Source organism: Bellilinea sp. (assembly GCF_053501535.1).
This window is the reverse complement of record NZ_JBRCOK010000106.1, coordinates 1-17,178: the sequence shown is the minus strand read 5'-3', so window position 1 is coordinate 17,178 and position 17,178 is coordinate 1. Positions and strand designations below refer to the sequence as shown.

The window sequence follows — 17,178 nt, the reverse complement described above, 5'->3', positions numbered from 1 at the left end:
ATTACTGCACTGACCATCTCCATCGGCATAGTGATTTTGCTGGTTGCTCTGTGGTTTGCAGCCGTACAAAGCGGATTGTGGGGATGAAACCTATGCGGTTTGAGTGAGAGCCTCCTGATCGATCAGGGTTTGCTCTTCTTGTTCGGCTACTTTCATACCGCGTTCGATATTCACCCGGCTGAGCAGTGCCATGCCAATGGCAAAGAAGAAAATCAATGAAACAATGCTCAAGCGGCTGGCCCCGGTCAGAGTGGAGACCACACCAAACAAGAACGGCCCGGCGATGTTGGCAAACTTTTCAAACACGCTGAAAAAACCGAAAAACTCAGCCGATTTGCTTTTGGGGATCATGCGCCCCATCACCGAACGGCTGAGCGCCTGACTGCCACCCTGCACCGTGGCAACCATGGCACCCAATGCCCAGAACTGCCACTCAAATTGCAGAAAATAGCCCATGATGGAGATCAGGGTGTAAACCGACAGGCTGAGATAAATTGCCTTTTTTGGCCCAATTCGTTTGGCAAGCCGGCCGAACAGGATGGCAAACGGGGCAGCCAGGAACTGGACCATCAACAAGGTGCCGATCAGGGTAGTCTGTCCGATGCCAATTTCGTTACCATAGGCGGTAGCCATGGTAATGATAGTGCCGATTCCGTTGGCGTAGATCCAGAAAGCCAGCAGGAAAATGGAGAGATCGCGGTAATTGCGGATTTCTTTGAAGGTGGTGCCTAAGCGGCTGAAGCTGGCTTGAATCGGGTTGAATTTTTCTTCGCCCGGTAGAATGCGCCGTTTGGGCTCCGAAACATGACGCAGCAGGGGCAGGGTGAAGATAAACCACCACACCGCAACCGTTAAAAATGCCATTCTGGTCATCAGTTGGGTAATTTCGGCTTCCTGTTCGGGCGGAAAGAAACCGGGCACAATCAGTATCATCGCCAGGTTGATTGCCAGCAGTACACCCCCGCCGATATAGCCCATGGCGTAACCGCGTGAGGAAACCTGATCCAGCTCCTCAGGTCTGGCCACATGGGGCAGTAAAGCGTCGTAGTAAACCAGACTGCCGGCAAAGCCGATGTTTCCCAAAATAAAGAAGAGCGAACCCAGCAGCCAGTCTCCGGTGCGGACAAAGTAAAGCAGGGCGGTGCCGGTTACGCCCAGCATCATAAAAATGGTCAGAAAGCGTTTTTTAGCGCCTCTGAAATCGGCCATTGCGCCGAGGATTGGGCTGATTAATGCGGCGATCAGGGCAGATATGGAAGTGGTAAAGCCCCAGTAAGCGGTAGCAATGTTGGGCGGGAGGTTGGCGGCCGCCACTGAAGTGTAATAAACGGGCAGCACAGCTGCCATCATGGTGGTGGCAAAAGCCGAATTTGCCCAATCGTACATCGTCCATGCCCAAATTGCGCGCTTGCGTTTTTGTTCTTCCATAATTTTTCTCTCCAAAATAATTTCTCGGAATGAAAAGATTATACATAGAGGCTGTAATCAATGGGCGAAAAAGAGGTTAAGAGTTATTAACAATGACGGGGCAGTTTTGTTTTGCGGTAAAATTATGGATTGCCTGATTCAAAATTGCTTTCATGCCCGAAAGGCATGTTATAATAGAATATAGTTTCTAAAAAAGGTTTTCAGCCATGACCCAAAATGTTATTCGGGTAGTCGGTGCTCGCGAGCACAACTTAAAAAATATCACCGTTGAAATTCCCCGCGATCAACTGGTGGTGATTACCGGTCTTTCGGGGTCGGGTAAAAGTTCGCTGGCCTTCGATACGATATTTGCCGAGGGACAGCGCCGTTATGTCGAGTCGCTCTCGGCGTATGCGCGTCAGTTTTTAGGGCAAATGGAGAAGCCGGATGTTGATTCGATTGAGGGGCTCTCACCGGCTGTTTCCATTGATCAAAAAGCCACTTCGCGTAATCCGCGTTCAACCGTTGGGACGGTTACCGAAGTGTATGACTATCTCCGTTTGTTATTTGCCCGGGTCGGCATTCCCCATTGCCCGGTGTGCGGACGGGAGGTGGTGCGCCAATCAGCACAGGAAATTGTGGACGCCATTGAAAGAATGCCGGAAGGGACAAGGATTTTGATCCTTGCCCCAATTGTACGCGGCAGGAAAGGTACCTATCAGGCGGTCTTTGATGAAATCCGCAAAGCCGGTTTTGTGCGGGTGAGGGTGGACGGCACTGTTTATTCACTGGATGAGGAAATTACGCTTGACCGTTACAAAATACACAACATTGAGGCTGTGGTTGACCGTCTGGTGCTGAGCAAAGCGGAAAATGCCGAAGAGGAACAGGCTGCCCGCTCGCGGTTGACCGACTCGGTGGAAACTGCCCTGAAGGTGGGTGAAGGCTACCTGATCGTTCAAAATCTCTCCACCGATCCTGGGCAGGATTTGTTCTTCTCGGAGCATCTAGCCTGCCCGGAGCACGGTGTTTCTCTGCCGGAGATCGAACCGCGCACTTTTTCTTTCAATACCCCGCACGGCGCCTGCCCCGACTGTCAGGGGTTGGGCAGTAAACTGGAAATTGACCCGGACTTGCTGATTCCAGATAAGGAACGCTCGCTGAATGATGGGGCAATCATTGCACTGGAATGGAACGGTCCGCGTGATCAGGGCGGGTATTACTGGCAAATGGTCGAAGCGGTTGCGGCGCGGTATCACATTGACCTGAACGCTCCGGTCAAATCCATCCCCAGGGAAAAACTGGATAAAATCCTTTACGGAACAGGGGGGGAGGAAATCCGCATTCACTTTCATGGCCGTAACGACCGGCAATCCTCGTATCAAACTGCCTTCGAAGGGGTCATTCCCAATCTGGAACGACGCTTTCGGGAAACTTCTTCGGAATATATCCGCAATAAAATCACCGAGTTTATGAGCGACCGCCCCTGCCCGACCTGTCAGGGTAGCCGCTTACGACCTGAAGCGCTGGCAGTCACTGTGGATAACTTCAATATCGTCGAGGTAACTTCCTGGCCGGTTAACCGTACCTTAGAGTGGGTACGACGCCTGAACGGCCCTCAAACGCCCCTCTCGGCGCGCGATCAGGCAATTGCCGGCCGGGTACTGAAAGAGATTGAAGCGCGGCTGGGTTTTCTGGTGGATGTGGGTCTGGATTATCTGACCCTCAACCGATCGGCAAGCACCCTTTCAGGCGGGGAGGCCCAGCGCATCCGGCTTGCCACCCAAATTGGTTCCCGGCTGATGGGGGTGTTGTACGTGCTGGATGAACCATCCATTGGGCTGCACCCGCGCGATAACAACCGCTTGCTGGCCACCCTCAAGGGACTGCGCGATCTGGGGAACACCGTTCTGGTCGTGGAACATGATGAGGAAACCATTCGTTCGGCGGACTGGGTAATTGACCTTGGGCCGGGTGCGGGAGAACACGGCGGTTATATTGTTGCAGAAGGTACCCCGCAAATGATTCTGGAAAACCCAAAATCGCTGACGGGTGCATACCTCTCTGGCCGCCAGCAGGTGCCGCTGCCGCCCAAACGCCGGAATGGCAACGGTAAAACCTTGCGTATCGTTGGCGCGCGGGCAAACAATCTGAAAAATCTGGATGTCAGCATACCGCTGGGAAAACTGGTGTGCATCACCGGCGTTTCCGGCTCCGGAAAATCCACTCTCATGGTAGATGTGCTCTACAATGCGCTTGCCCGTGATTTGAATGGCGCCCACACTCAGCCGGGAGAATATGAACGCATCGAAGGCCTGGAACATCTCGACAAAATTATCAACATTGACCAATCGCCGATCGGGCGGACGCCGCGCTCTAATCCCGGTACGTATACCGGCCTGTTTGATGAAATTCGCAAGTTGTTTGCCGAACTCCCCGAAAGTAAACTGCGTGGCTACAAAGCCGGGCGGTTTTCCTTCAATGTGCATGGCGGGCGTTGCGAGGCCTGCCAGGGGCAGGGGCAGCTACGCATTGAAATGCAGTTCCTGCCGGATGTTTACGTTCCGTGTGATGTCTGCCATGGGGCACGTTTCAACCGCGAAACGTTGCAGGTGCGCTTCAAGGGGAAAAATATTGCCGAAGTGTTGGATTTGACCGTCAGCGAAGCCCTGGATTTCTTCTCGGCCTTCCCGGCGATTGTCAACAAACTGCGCACACTGGAGGATGTGGGTTTGGGCTACATCCGCATCGGTCAGCCGGCAACAACCCTTTCCGGCGGTGAAGCGCAGCGCGTCAAATTATCCCGCGAACTTTCGCGGCGGGCAACGGGGAGGACGCTGTATGTGCTGGATGAACCTTCGGTGGGGCTGCATGCCGCCGATGTTCACAAGTTGATCGAGGTGTTACAACGCCTGGTGGATGCCGGCAATTCGGTCTTGATCATTGAACACAATATGGACATCATCAAAGTGGCGGATTACATCATTGACCTTGGTCCCGAAGGCGGAGACCGGGGTGGAATGCTGGTAGCCGAAGGAACACCGGAGCAAATTTGCGGTTTCCCCGGTTCGTATACCGGTCAGTACTTGCGCGAATATCTATCGCTGCATCACCTGCACAATTGCAAGGACAACGGGCGCTGATTTATTCGATGGTTGCCAGAAATTCGGCAGCAATGGCAGGCACATCCTGATCGGTGGGGATGCCCTGCCATTCATCGCCGGGTTTGACCAGATTGACTACCACGATATTCGCGCCGTTGAAAATGGCACTGCGTGCTTCGCGTAAATCCACCCCGCCGGCGGCTGAAATGACCACATCAAATTTACTGCGCAGCCGATTAACATGGCGGTATTGGATGACCTTGCCGCGGGTGCTTTCTTCGTCACGACCGCGGTGCAGTATGACCACATCGGGGGGACGGCGCATGCGCATGATTTTTTCCAGCGGGTCTTCCACACCCAGCATATCCACCATCGAAATCACGCTCAACTCGGCGCAACGGATAACGAAGCGGTCAAGTGTTTCAACCGGAGAACTGCCGAGAGCGGTGACCGCAGTTGCCCCGGCATCATGGGCCATTTCCACTTCCTGCCGCCCGCCATCGCTGATTTTCAGGTCTGCCACAATTTGACCTTTCCACAATCGGCGCATTTCGCGGACGCCGCGCATTCCTTCGTATTTGATATAGGGGGTACCGGCCTCGATGAAAATACGCTCGTTTTGCGGTAACGAGGGGATAATTTGCTTTGCCAGGGCGAGGTCGTAATTGAAAGCGAGCTGCAGGTAGCGGGTTTTGGTATCAAGAAGGCTGCGGCTCATTCTTTCTTGCCCATGATGGTGCTGAGGGTGTTGTTGATATCGGAGGGAACAAAGAGGACAATTTTTTCAGAGGGGTCAGCGGCAATATCGCGGATGGTTTGCAGCGTTCGCAAATGCAAAGCACCGGCAGATTGGGCGAGGGTTTCGGCGGCCTGTCGCAGATTTTCAGCGGCTGAAAGTTCACCCTGCGAGGCAATGATCATCGCGCGGCGTTCGCGCTCGGCTTCGGCCTGCTTTGCCATGGCGCGTTTCATCTCAGCCGGCAGTTCAATTTCCTGAATCTTGATGCTTTCCACATCCACGCCCCATCCGCTGGTTTCGGCATCCACAATTTCTTTGATGCTGTTGGCAATCTTTTCGCGTTCGCTGAGCACAAAATCCAGTTCATGATTGCCGATTACATCACGCAGGGCTGCCTGAGTGTACTGGCGGATGGCATACACATGGTCTTCAATCTTGATGACCACGTCTTCCGGACGCACCACTTTGAAGTACACCACTGCATTGACCAGCATGGGGATGTTGTCTTTGGTCATCACTTCCTGACGGGGCACATCGGCTGTTTTGATGCGCATGTCCACCTTGCGCATGTTTTGAATTACCGGCAGAATCAGGGTAATGCCGGGGTTGCGCGTACCGGTGAATTTTCCCAAAGTGAATACCACACCGCGTTCGTACTGGTAAAGCTGCTTGATGGCGGAAAAGAACAGGAAGATCAGAACAAAAAAGAGGGGGACCAGACAGGCTAACAAGCTGAAGAGTTGATCCATGGCATGCTCCTTTTTTGAGATAAAAATTGAATTTTTTCTCAATACATTTATACGTAAATTTAAGAATCCCCGTTTCTCAAAAACTGTTAAGAACGGGTTAAGAGTGATGAACTCGCTATATGCTTTTTTTGCCCGTCTTTTACCATTCAGATTCGCCGTGGTTGATTTTTTCAATGCGTTTGAGAATGATCTGGTAATAATCGGGGTTGATTTCAAAAGCGATGTAATTTCGTTGATTCAGCAGGCAGGCAGCGATGGTGGTTCCCGAACCCGCAAAGGGATCCAGAACCACCCCGCCGGGCGGACAGGAGGCTTTGACCATGCGTTCGATGATTTCGAGGGGTTTTTGGGTTGGGTGGTTTTCCCGCTCACTGTGAATGCGATGCAAGCGGCTTACCGACCAGACATCTTTGGGGTTGTAGCCTATTTCCAGCCACTTTTTTCCCACAAAGATCGAGCGCGAACGCGCCTTTTTGGTTTGTGGGTCGTAAGGGATGCGCACGGAATCAAGATCAAAATAATACTGATTGGTCTTGGCAAAAAAACCAATTGTGTCGTGTACCGAGGTAAACCGGCGGGTCGTTCCACCCATGCTGGGTACCTTGCGATCCCAGATGATCTCATTGACCATGATCATGCGCTGCTTAAGGTAAAGGAATATTTCCGGGCTGTATCGCCATGTGGTGAAAATATACAGGCTGCCGCTTGGTTTCAGTTTTGGCAGCACCAGTTCAATCCAACGGCAGGTCCATTTGAGCAGGTCATCAGGGTGGCGGCGGTCCGAATCATTGCCGTAGTCTTTGCCCAATCCATAAGGTGGGTCGGCAATGACCAGATCAATGCTCTCATCTGGCAGTTGAGGGATGCCCTCGAGGGCATCCTGATTGAAGACCCGGTTCAACCACGCGGTTGGCAAAATTCCACTCACCCCATTTAATTCATGCTTTTGAACATACCGGGCACCTGATTAAGAGGTGCCCGGCTTTTGTGGCGGATGGAGAATTTTCAGGGGCAGCCACTCAGGTCGTTGCCGTTGAGTGAGGGTCGCCCAATACCATAATACGTAAAGCCATACTGACGCAGTCGTTCCGGATCCCAGAGATTGCGTCCATCCATGATCAATTTATTTCGCATCAGCCCGGCAATTCGTTCGAAATCGAGCTGCTTAAATTCATTCCATTCGGTGGCCAAAACCAGCGCATCGGCGCCTTCGGCTACTTCGTAGGGATTGCCGCATAAATGCACCTTCGGCAGCATGGTGCGGGCGGCGTCCATTGCCTGTGGGTCATAGGCTTTAACGATTGCGCCTTCAACCTGCAGCAGATGAATTACTTCGAGGGCGGGGGCTTCGCGGATATCATCGGTGTTGGGTTTGAAGGAAAGACCCAAAACGCCGATGACTTTCTCGTCCAGCGAACCGAGGGCTTTGCGCAGGCGCAATACAACCCTGCGGCGCTGATTACGGTTGATATCCATGACAGCCTGTAAAAGCTGCGGATTGGTGCCATGCAGTACAGCCATGTGGGCTAAGGCTTTCACGTCTTTGGGGAAGCAGGAGCCACCCCATCCCAAACCGGCATCCAGGAAGGCATTGCCAATCCGTTTATCCATGCCCATACCCTGCGCCACCTGACGCACATCCGCGCCCAGTTCTTCGCAAATATTTGCCATTTCGTTGATAAAGGAAATTTTGGTTGCCAGGAAGGCATTTGAGGCGTATTTAATCATTTCGGCAGTGCGCAGGTCCGTAATCATGATCGGGCAGCGCAGGCTCAGATAAAGTTGCGCCACTTTGGAGGCTGCATCGCGGTTGACCGATCCCAATACAATCCGGTCGGGATACATGAAGTCGTTGATTGCCGAGCCTTCCCGAAGAAATTCGGGGTTCGAAACCACATCAAAATCCAGCGGCTTGCCGGCGCGGCGTTTGCGGATGATATCGGATACCCAGTCGCCTGTGCCGACCGGTACGGTGGATTTGTTAACGACGATAATCGGATGATCCACGAGATCGGCAATTTTTTCAGCCGCTGCCCGAACGTATTGCAGATCGGCCTCGCCATCCACACCCGATGGAGTGCCGACGGCGATGAAGGCAAATTCGGCATCTTCCAGGCCTTGTTCATAATCGGTGGTAAAAATCAAACGCCCGGCTTTGACATTCTGGCTGACCAGTTGTTCCAGGCCGGGTTCATAAATCGGCATGATACCTTGTTTTAGTTTTTCAATGCGTTGATTGTCAATATCCAGACAGCGCACTTCATTGCCAAGGTCGGCAAAGCATGTTCCGGTTACCAGCCCGACGTAACCGGTTCCAATGACACAAATTTTACTCATGGGTTCGCAATCCTCCTGTTGGAATGAATTATACCGGATAGTACCTTATTCATGCAAAATCAATCGTTTCAACTCGCCAGAAGGATGGTGTCTTTTTGGGAAAAATCGGTATAATGGAATTATCCCAGCATTGTCAGATAACTGAACAACTCAACCGAGGAGTCAATACGGCGCAGGCTGCCGATAAATCACCTTAAAAAGAAAGGAGCGAAGAATGACGGCTGCATTGATTGACGGCAAGTTGATTGCAGAAGAAGTTCGGATGCAGGTCAAAAGGACGGTTGAGGAAAGGATCGCTGCCGGAAAGTCCAGGCCGGGGCTGGCAACCGTTCTGGTGGGGGATAATCCAGCCTCCCATGTTTATGTTCGTTCCAAACGCAAGGCTTGTGCAGAGGTTGGCATCGAATCGTTTGGGTTTGAACTGCCAGCCGATGCCACCCAGGAGCAGGTTGAGAAAGTAGTTCGGGAGTGCAACGAAGACCCGCGCATTCATGGGATTCTGGTGCAGCTGCCGCTGCCGGGCGGCCTGGATGAAGAAGCCGTTTTGAACACCATCAGCCTTCACAAAGATGTAGATGGTTTTCATCCGGTCAACATTGGCAGACTGGCACAAAAGGGACGGGAACCGGCCTTTGTGCCGTGCACACCGGCGGGCTGTATTTACCTGCTTAAAAAGACACTGCCTTCCCTGCGGGGCGTCAATGCGGTGGTGTTGGGTCGTTCCAACATTGTCGGCATGCCGGTTGCCTTGCTGCTGGTGCGCGAAGATGCCACTGTTACCATCTGCCATTCACGCACCCGTGACCTGCCTGCGGTGGTTCGTCAGGCGGATGTGCTGATTGCCGCGGTGGGCAAGGCAGAAATGGTGCGCGGCGACTGGGTCAAACCGGGCGCAGTGGTAATTGACGTGGGTATCAACCGCATCGAAGACCCCACCCATCCCAAAGGCTCACGTCTGGTTGGGGATGTTGCCTTTGATGAGGTTAAAGAAGTTGCCAGCCACATCACCCCTGTGCCGGGCGGGGTTGGCCCTATGACGATTGCCATGCTGCTGCAAAATACGCTGCGGGCGGCCGAGCTGGCGGATAAATTATGACGAAAATCATGTTGTCTGACAATTGACAAGCCAGCTAAAATCCATTAAACTGAGAATGTCTGATGTCTGATCAGTCCACATTTCCCACCTGCGAGACAAAAACGAGAATGGATTTGCCATGACGCAAACTCTGCTCGTCAAAAATGCTACGGTTCTGGTTACAATGGATGACCTCCGCCGCGAGATTGCGGATGGAGGTCTTTTCATCCGGAATGGCTTCATTGAGCAGGTTGGTAAAAGTGATGAGCTGCCTCAAACCGCCGATGAGGTGCTGGATCTTTCCGGGCATGTGGTGATGCCCGGTCTGATCAACACCCATCACCACTTTTATCAGACTCTCACCCGCGCGGTACCGGTTGCTCAGGATGCCAACCTGTTCAACTGGCTCAAAACACTCTACCCAATTTGGGCGCGGATGACGCCGGAAGATATTTTCATCTCCACCCAAACCGCGCTTGCAGAACTGGCACTTTCCGGATGCACCACTGCTTCGGATCACCTGTACCTTTTCCCGAATGGCTCACGGCTGGATGACGAGATTGAGGCAGCCCGCCCGCTAGGTCTGCGCATTCATGCCTCGCGCGGTTCGATGAGCCTGGGGGAAAGCAAAGGTGGCCTGCCGCCCGACTCGGTGGTGGACAGCGAGGAAGCCATCTTGCGCGACTCGCAGCGACTGATTCAGTCCTATCATGACCCAAAGCCCGGCTCAATGGTGCAAATCGTGTTGGCGCCGTGTTCTCCCTTCAGTGTGACCGGCGAGTTGATGCGCGAAAGCGCGCGGCTGGCACGCCAATATGGGGTTCATTTGCACACTCATCTGGCGGAAACACAGGATGAAGAAGTGTTCTGCCAGCAGAAATTTGGCTACCGGCCGGTGGGTTACATGGAAGCGCTGGAATGGGTGGGCAATGATGTTTGGTTCGCCCACGCCGTACATGTCAACCCGACAGAAATTCAGGTCTTTTCTCATAGCGGGTGCGGGGTTGCTCACTGTCCTTCCTCGAACATGCGTTTGGCTTCGGGAATTGCACCGGTGATGAATTACCTGCAAGCCGGCGTAAAAGTGGGTTTGGGTGTGGACGGCTCGGCTTCCAACGACGGCTCGCACATGCTGGCTGAGGCGCGTCAGGCCATGCTGCTGGCGCGTTTGGGGGCAGGTTTGGCAGGCGCTTCATTGAGCCAGGAAGCAGCGCCGCCTTTGATGACCGCCCGTCAGGCGCTGGAACTGGCTACCCGCGGCGGGGCGGCCGTTTTGGGGCGCAGCGACATCGGCTCGCTGGAAGTCGGAAAATGCGCAGATTTTGTTGCCATCAACCTGAACCGGTTGGATTATGCAGGTGCGCTCCATGATCCCGTAGCGGCCATTGTGTTTTGTCAGCCGCGCCCGGTGGATTACACCGTCGTGCACGGTCGTTTGATCGTCCGCAAGGGTGAATTGCAGACGATTGATCTGATGCGTCAGATTGAAGTGCACAATCAACGGGCAAGACGCTTATTATCCAGTTAGCAGCAACCTGTTTCATTCGAGAGACAGGTTGCATTCTTACCGGAGGTAAAGAATGAAACAGTTAACCGCTGAGAACACCCGCAAATTGGTGGATTGCGCGATGGGACGCATTCCGGCCGATCTGGTTGTTCGCAACGGAAAGTGGGTCTGTGTCCAATCGGGGGAAATCATCCCGGCGACGGATGTTGCGGTTTTGGACGGCAGGATTGCCTTTGTGGGGCCTTCAGCGGCACACACGATTGGTGATCATACCCAGATTATTGAAGCGGACGGCCGCTACCTTTGCCCGGGTTTGCTGGATGCTCACATGCATGTTGAATCGGGAATGTTAACCGTGACCGAATTTGTCCGCGCTGTGGCACCGCGCGGCACGACCGGCATGTTTGTTGACCCGCACGAAATTGCCAATGTGTTTGGCCTGAAGGGGGTGCGCCTGATGGCGGATGAGGCCGCCCATCAACCCATCCATGTATTCGTTCAAATGCCCTCCTGTGTGCCCTCAGCGCCCGGTCTTGAAACCCCTGGGGCAGCCATCGGACCCAAAGAAGTTGCTGAGGCAATGCAGTGGGACGGCATTATCGGGTTGGGCGAGATGATGAATTTTCCCGGTGTGTTCAACAGTGATCCCACCGTCCACGCTGAACTGGAAGAAACCCGCAAAGCCAATAAGGTCATCGGAGGACATTATGCCTCATCCGATTTGGGTCTGCCCTTTCACGGTTATGTGGCCGGCGGCCCGGAGGATGACCATGAAGGCACCACGCTGGAGGATGCCATCCAGCGTGTTCGGCAGGGCATGAAGGTGATGATGCGTTATGGCTCGGCCTGGCATGATGTGGCAGCCCAGGTCAAAGCCGTGACGGAATTGGGGTTAGACCCACGCCATTTCATCCTCTGCACGGATGACTCGCATTCGGCTACGCTGGTACAGGAAGGCCACATGGATCGCGTCCTCCGCCATGCCATTGCACAGGGTTTGAAACCGATGCAGGCAATTCAGATGGCGACCATCAACACGGCGGTTCACTTTGGAGTAAGCCGGGATTTGGGAATGATTGCTCCCGGCCGGTTTGCCGATATTGTCATCGTCGAAGATTTGGTCAATTTTCGTGCCGATGTGGTGATTGCGAAAGGAAAAGTCATTGCCAGCGGCGGCAAATTGCTGATTGAATTAAAGGGGTATGCCTACCCGGACTGGGCAACCCATTCCGTTCGGCTGAAACGCCCGCTCACGGAGCAGGATTTTGATTTGATTGTCCAACAGCCACAGAATGGAAAAGCGGTTGCCAACGTCATCGGGGTGATTGAAAATCAGGCGCCCACCCGCCACCTGAAACGTGAAGTCCAGATCGTCAATGGCAAAGTGACTCTGGCAGGCGAAGCTGACCTTGCAAAGATTGCGCTGGTTGAACGGCACCATGCCAGCGGTGTTGTGCAGGTAGGGCTGGTATCAGGCTTCGGATTTGACCAGAAATGTGCGATTGCCACCACCGTTGCTCACGACAGCCATCACATGATTGTGGTTGGAACGGATGAGGCGATGATGGCTCAGGCAGCCAATCATCTGGCACAGGCGGGCGGCGGGCAGGTCGTGATCAAGGATGGTCAAATCATCGGTATAGTTCACCTGCCGATTGCCGGTCTGATGTCCAACCAGCCTGCCGAAGTGGTGGCGGCTGAAGCCGACAGTGTGCTGAAGGGCTTCAAGGCGTGTGGCTGTCCGTTGAACAATCCGAATATGCAATTAAGTTTGCTGGCGCTGGTGGTCATTCCAGCGCTGCGAATCTCCGACCGCGGGCTGGTGGATGTAACCCAATTCCGCTTCCTGCCGGTCGTCGAATCCTGAAAAGAGAGGGAAAAATGGATACCATCGTTCATCCATTTCAAAGACTGCAGGTCGAGCTGGCTGAAATTATTGCCAAAACACCGCCCGGTGAACGGCTGCCATCCGAACCGGCGCTTGCCAAACAGCTGGGGGTTTCTCGCGCTACCCTGCGGGAAGCGATGCGCGCTTTTGAAGGCCAGGGGCTGATCCGCCGTCGGCAAGGGATTGGCACGTTTGTGGTCAGCCATGTGCAGGTGATTGAAACCGGTTTGGAAGTTTTGCAGAGCATTGAAAGTCTGGCAGAAAAAATCAACCTTAAGGTTTACATGGGGGATGTCAAGATTATCCGCCTTGAAGCGGATGCAATTTTGGCAGAGAACCTGAATGTGGAAAAGGGAACACCGCTCATCAAAGTTGAACGGGTGATTACAACCGAACACCGACCGGTCGCCTATCTGATTGACCTGCTGCCGGAAAATGTGCTTTCACCGACGGAATTGGAACAGGGTTTTACCGGCTCGGTGCTGGATTTTCTGTTGAAACGCGGTGACTTGAACCTGATGAATTCCTACACCGAAATCAACGCCACTTCGGCCAGCTCCGAGATTGCAAAAGCCCTTGAAATTCAACGCGGTGACCCCTTGCTGCTGTTTGAAGCCTATTTGTACGACGACGGCGGTCGGGTAGTGGATTACTCTCACAGTTACTTCCTGCCCGGCTATTTTCGTTTCCACCTGGTGCGGCGTGTAGCCAGCCGTCAACCTGTAAATCACGTGTGAAATAAGAGGAGGTGATTTCAAAACCCTGTTCGTTGCAATCGCTGCGACTTCGGTTTTAGCCGGATGATTGAGAACAAAACCGTATGTTACGTTCAATTTTAAGAATAAATTCAAAAAAATAAATGGAGGTAAACACAATGCGTAGTTTTGCTGGTCGTGACATTCTGTCTTTGAAAGACTTCGAACGGCAGGAATTCTTCCATGTCTTCGAAGTTGCGCGGAAAATGGAAGACATTGCCCGCGAGCGAAAAAACATTGAACTGTGCAAAGATAAAACCATGGTGACGGCTTTTTACCAGCCCAGCACCCGCACCCGCCTGGCGCACGAAGCCGCCATGCACCGCCTTGGCGGGCATGTGACCGGTTTTGCGGATGCCAAGATGACCCGCGCCGGTGACTGGTATCAGGAATCGATCAAAGATACCGTCAAAATGCTGGAATTCTACGGCGATGTGATCGTCATGCGCCACTTCCAGCAGGGAGCGCCGCATGAGGCGGCTAAGTGGGCCTCCGTGCCGATCATTAACGGTGGCGACGGCTGGGGTGAACATCCCACCCAGATTTTGACCGACCTCTACACTGTGCTGCGGGAAAAAGGCCGCATTGATGGCTTGAAGTGGCTGGCGGTTGGCGATATGCGCATGCGCACCATGCACTCGCTGGGTTATGCCCTGACGCAGTTTGACTGCCCGATCACCTTTGTTTCTCCGCCGGAGATGTCGCTGACCGAGGAGTTCAAGGCTGAGCTGAAATCCTACAGCCTGAATTTCCGCGAGGTGGAGCACGTTGAACAGGCGATTGCCGAAGCGGATGTGATTCTGGTTGAACCCGTGGTACAGCCTGATTACACCAAAGCCCGCGATGAACGCACCGGCAAAGATGTCGGCATGACCCCCTCGAACTACAAGATCACCCGTGAACTGCTGACCACCAAAGCCAAATCGGATGCGATTCTGCTGCACTCGCTGCCGCGCATGGATGAAATCCCCACCGATGTGGATATTACCCGCTGGTCGCGCTACTGGCAGGAGGCCTATAACGGCGTCGTGATGCGCATGGCATTGCTCGCGCTGGTATTGGGCAAGATGGAATAAGCCTTACCAAAGAAGAATTTGGAGGAAACATGCAAACCTTTTTACACGGACGCGACCTGATTGGGGATCTCGACTTCTCCAGAGAAGAAGTCGAAACCGTGCTGGATGTGGCATTCGATCTCAAGCGCAAACGCGCTTTGAATGAATCCACCGCTTACCTGCGGGATAAAGTGCTTGCGATGCTGTTCTTTTTCAGCAGCACCCGCACGCGCGGATCATTTGAAGCCGGCATGGCGCACCTTGGCGGTCATGCTGCATTCATTGAAAGCCGCACGACCCAAATTGCACACGGGGATACCCCCAAAGAAATTGGCGAGATTTTTGGCCGTTATTTCGATGGGATTGCCATCCGCCATGTGGATTGGGGAATTGGGAATAAGTACATCAGCGAAGTGGCCAAATACTCGCGTGTGCCGGTGCTGAACATGCAGTGCGACATCTGGCATCCCTTCCAGTGTCTGGCTGACTTGATGACCATTGTGGAAAAGAAAGGCCGTGATTTGCGCCGCAAGAAGATGGTGGTTTCGTGGGCTTATGCTGCTTCGTATCAAAAACCGATGTCAGTACCGCAATCGCTGATCGTCCAGATGCCGCGCTTTGGGATGGACGTGGTATTGGCGCACCCGCCCGAATTCCGCCTGATGCCGGAAGTGATGGAAATGGCGCAGGAACAGGCGCGTAAATACAAGGTCGGCTTTGAGGTGGTGGATGACATGGAAGAAGCATTCAAGGACGCCGATGTCATCTATGCCAAATCGTGGGGGGCTATGGTGCACACCCCGGATGCCAACGAAGGTGCCGAGATCATCAAGAAATACTCTCATTGGATTACCGATGAGCGCAAGATGGCGCTGGCGAAAGAGGATGCCATTTACATGCACCCGCTGCCTGCTGACCGCAATATCGAAGTGACCGACGGGGTCATGGACGGACCGCAGTCGGTGGTTTATGATGAAGCCGAAAACCGCATGCATGCCCAGATGGCGGTGATGGCGCTGACGATGGGCTAAAAAAATTATCATTTTGAGAGAGGAGAATGTAGAACCTATGGCAAAGAAGCTGGCTGTTGTGGCAATCGGCGGTAATTCGCTGATCAAGGATAACTCCAAAGTATCGGTAGAAGATCAGTATCAGGCCGCCAAAGAAACTGCCTATCATATCGTTGATATGATTGAGGCAGGCTGGGATGTGGCGATTGGACACGGCAATGGACCGCAGGTGGGTTTCATTCTGCGTCGTTCCGAGATTGCCGCCAAAGTAGAAGGGATGCACGAGGTTCCGCTGGATGTTTGCGGTGCCGATTCGCAAGGTGCGATTGGGTATGCGTTACAGCAAAACCTGCAAAACGAACTGCGCCGGCGCGGTATTGAAAAAACCGTTGCTACGGTGGTTACTCAGGTGCGTGTGGATGCCAATGACAAAGCCTTCCAAAATCCCACCAAACCGATTGGCGGTTTCATGGATGAAGCCGAAGCCAAACGCCGCCAGCAGGAAATGGGCTGGAATGTGGTGGAAGATGCCGGGCGCGGCTGGCGGCGGGTGGTTGCCTCCCCAATCCCACAGGAAGTAGTTGAGCTGCCGGCGGTTAAAACCCTGCTGGATGCCGGCGTGGTGGTGATCACCGTCGGCGGTGGCGGCATTCCTGTCATTCGCAACGAACAGGGCGACCTGCAAGGCGTGGCGGCGGTGATTGACAAGGATTACGCCAGCAGCCTGTTAGCACGGCAAATAAACGCCGATTTGATGATCATCTCCACTGCAGTTGAGAAGGTGGCGTTGAATTTTGGAAAACCCGATCAGAAGTGGATTGACCGCATGACGCTGGCGGAAGCCAAACAGTATCTGGCAGAAGGCACCCACTTTGCCAAAGGCTCGATGGCTCCAAAAATTCAGGCGATCATCTGGTTCCTCGAGGCTGGCGGTAAACAAGCCTTGATCACCAATCCGGAAAATATCGGCCGCGCTTTGAAAGGCGAAACCGGTACCTGGATTGTGCCGTAACTTTTGAATCAGCGGGTCTGCCCGATCCATTCGGGCAGACCCACCCCACTCACCTTCAGCAAAATTCCAATTGTTTTTTGACCGGTTAATGGCGTTTGGAGTGAGTTTCTTCTTCTACTGGTATCCATTTCGTGTAAAATAATAGGGTAATTACGGGTTTGCCCCCCGACTCGTAATGGTGACCTGAATGGGGCGGTCCAATTCTTTCTCAGATGTTCATGTTCCACAGGTACAGAAAGGAGGTTGACGGAAGATTAGGAGTTTAAAAAAGCCTGAAACCCGGTTACCAATTTTCAATTACCCACTTTTCGTTTGCACAATGGAGGAGAAAATGAAATCCAAACGCATCTGGTTTGTAGTGAGCTTCGTGCTGCTGCTTACCTTGTTGGTTTCCGCCTGCCAACCGGCTGCAACGCCGACCCAGGCACCCCAGCCTACTCAACCCCCGGCGCAACAACCCACCCAGCCGCCGGCTGAACCGCAGCCAACCCAACCGCCGGCTGAACCAGAAGAATTCATTCTGGGTATGCTGCTGGTTGG

At 53.5% G+C, this 17,178-nt stretch carries 14 protein-coding genes; 9 read left to right on the top strand and 5 right to left on the bottom strand.

Translation table 11 applies throughout. The features are described from left to right. Positions 1–90 precede the first annotated feature (90 nt). On the bottom strand, positions 91–1,428 hold the full coding sequence (locus ACWIZX_RS10375; protein WP_448335712.1) for an MFS transporter: 1,338 nt from the start codon (positions 1,426–1,428) through the stop codon (positions 91–93). Positions 1,429–1,634: 206 nt separating this feature from the next. On the opposite strand from ACWIZX_RS10375, the gene uvrA reads away from it, so the two are divergent. Then, a complete protein-coding gene (gene uvrA, locus ACWIZX_RS10370) occupies positions 1,635–4,550 on the top strand; it encodes an excinuclease ABC subunit UvrA (RefSeq protein WP_448335711.1) in 2,916 nt (971 codons plus the stop codon). A gap of 1 nt (position 4,551) precedes the next feature. Here the strand turns inward: uvrA and ACWIZX_RS10365 are convergent, their stop codons facing one another. From ACWIZX_RS10365 to ACWIZX_RS10350, 4 genes are all read right to left on the bottom strand, one after another. Beyond that, on the bottom strand, positions 4,552–5,229 hold the full coding sequence (locus ACWIZX_RS10365) for an orotidine 5'-phosphate decarboxylase / HUMPS family protein (protein WP_322793353.1): 678 nt from the start codon (positions 5,227–5,229) through the stop codon (positions 4,552–4,554). Beyond that, positions 5,226–5,999, bottom strand: a complete 774-nt coding sequence (locus ACWIZX_RS10360; RefSeq protein ID WP_448335710.1) for a slipin family protein — start codon at positions 5,997–5,999, stop codon at positions 5,226–5,228. The genes ACWIZX_RS10365 and ACWIZX_RS10360 overlap by 4 nt, the downstream gene beginning before the upstream one ends. Positions 6,000–6,138: 139 nt before the next feature. After that, positions 6,139–6,927: a DNA-methyltransferase gene (locus ACWIZX_RS10355; RefSeq protein ID WP_448335709.1), complete on the bottom strand. Its 789-nt coding sequence runs from the start codon at positions 6,925–6,927 to the stop codon at positions 6,139–6,141. 77 nt (positions 6,928–7,004) lie between these two features. Beyond that, positions 7,005–8,336, bottom strand: coding sequence for a UDP-glucose dehydrogenase family protein (locus tag ACWIZX_RS10350; protein WP_322793356.1), 1,332 nt, complete (start codon positions 8,334–8,336; stop codon positions 7,005–7,007). Positions 8,337–8,550: 214 nt separating this feature from the next. Between ACWIZX_RS10350 and folD the strand changes: the two genes are divergently transcribed. The 8 genes from folD to ACWIZX_RS10310 all read left to right on the top strand — a co-directional run. Next, a complete protein-coding gene (gene folD / locus ACWIZX_RS10345; RefSeq protein WP_448335708.1) occupies positions 8,551–9,432 on the top strand; it encodes a bifunctional methylenetetrahydrofolate dehydrogenase/methenyltetrahydrofolate cyclohydrolase FolD in 882 nt (293 codons plus the stop codon). Between the two features lie 118 nt (positions 9,433–9,550). Beyond that, positions 9,551–10,939, top strand: coding sequence for an 8-oxoguanine deaminase (locus ACWIZX_RS10340; protein ID WP_448335707.1), 1,389 nt, complete (start codon positions 9,551–9,553; stop codon positions 10,937–10,939). 52 nt (positions 10,940–10,991) lie between these two features. After that, positions 10,992–12,785, top strand: a complete 1,794-nt coding sequence (gene ade, locus ACWIZX_RS10335; protein ID WP_448335706.1) for an adenine deaminase — start codon at positions 10,992–10,994, stop codon at positions 12,783–12,785. A gap of 14 nt (positions 12,786–12,799) precedes the next feature. Continuing rightward, positions 12,800–13,543, top strand: a complete 744-nt coding sequence (locus ACWIZX_RS10330; protein WP_448335705.1) for a GntR family transcriptional regulator — start codon at positions 12,800–12,802, stop codon at positions 13,541–13,543. Positions 13,544–13,680: 137 nt separating this feature from the next. Beyond that, entirely contained in the window at positions 13,681–14,637 is a 957-nt protein-coding gene (gene pyrB / locus ACWIZX_RS10325; protein WP_448335704.1) for an aspartate carbamoyltransferase, read from the top strand. 29 nt (positions 14,638–14,666) lie between these two features. Next, positions 14,667–15,647 carry an ornithine carbamoyltransferase gene (locus tag ACWIZX_RS10320; protein WP_448335703.1) on the top strand — a complete coding sequence of 327 codons (981 nt, stop codon included), beginning with the start codon at positions 14,667–14,669 and terminating at the stop codon, positions 15,645–15,647. Positions 15,648–15,684: 37 nt separating this feature from the next. Then, positions 15,685–16,638 carry a carbamate kinase gene (arcC, locus tag ACWIZX_RS10315; RefSeq protein WP_448335702.1) on the top strand — a complete coding sequence of 318 codons (954 nt, stop codon included), beginning with the start codon at positions 15,685–15,687 and terminating at the stop codon, positions 16,636–16,638. A gap of 331 nt (positions 16,639–16,969) precedes the next feature. After that, positions 16,970–17,178, top strand: a 209-nt coding sequence (locus ACWIZX_RS10310) for a hypothetical protein (RefSeq protein ID WP_448335701.1), incomplete at its 3' end; no start/stop codon positions are given.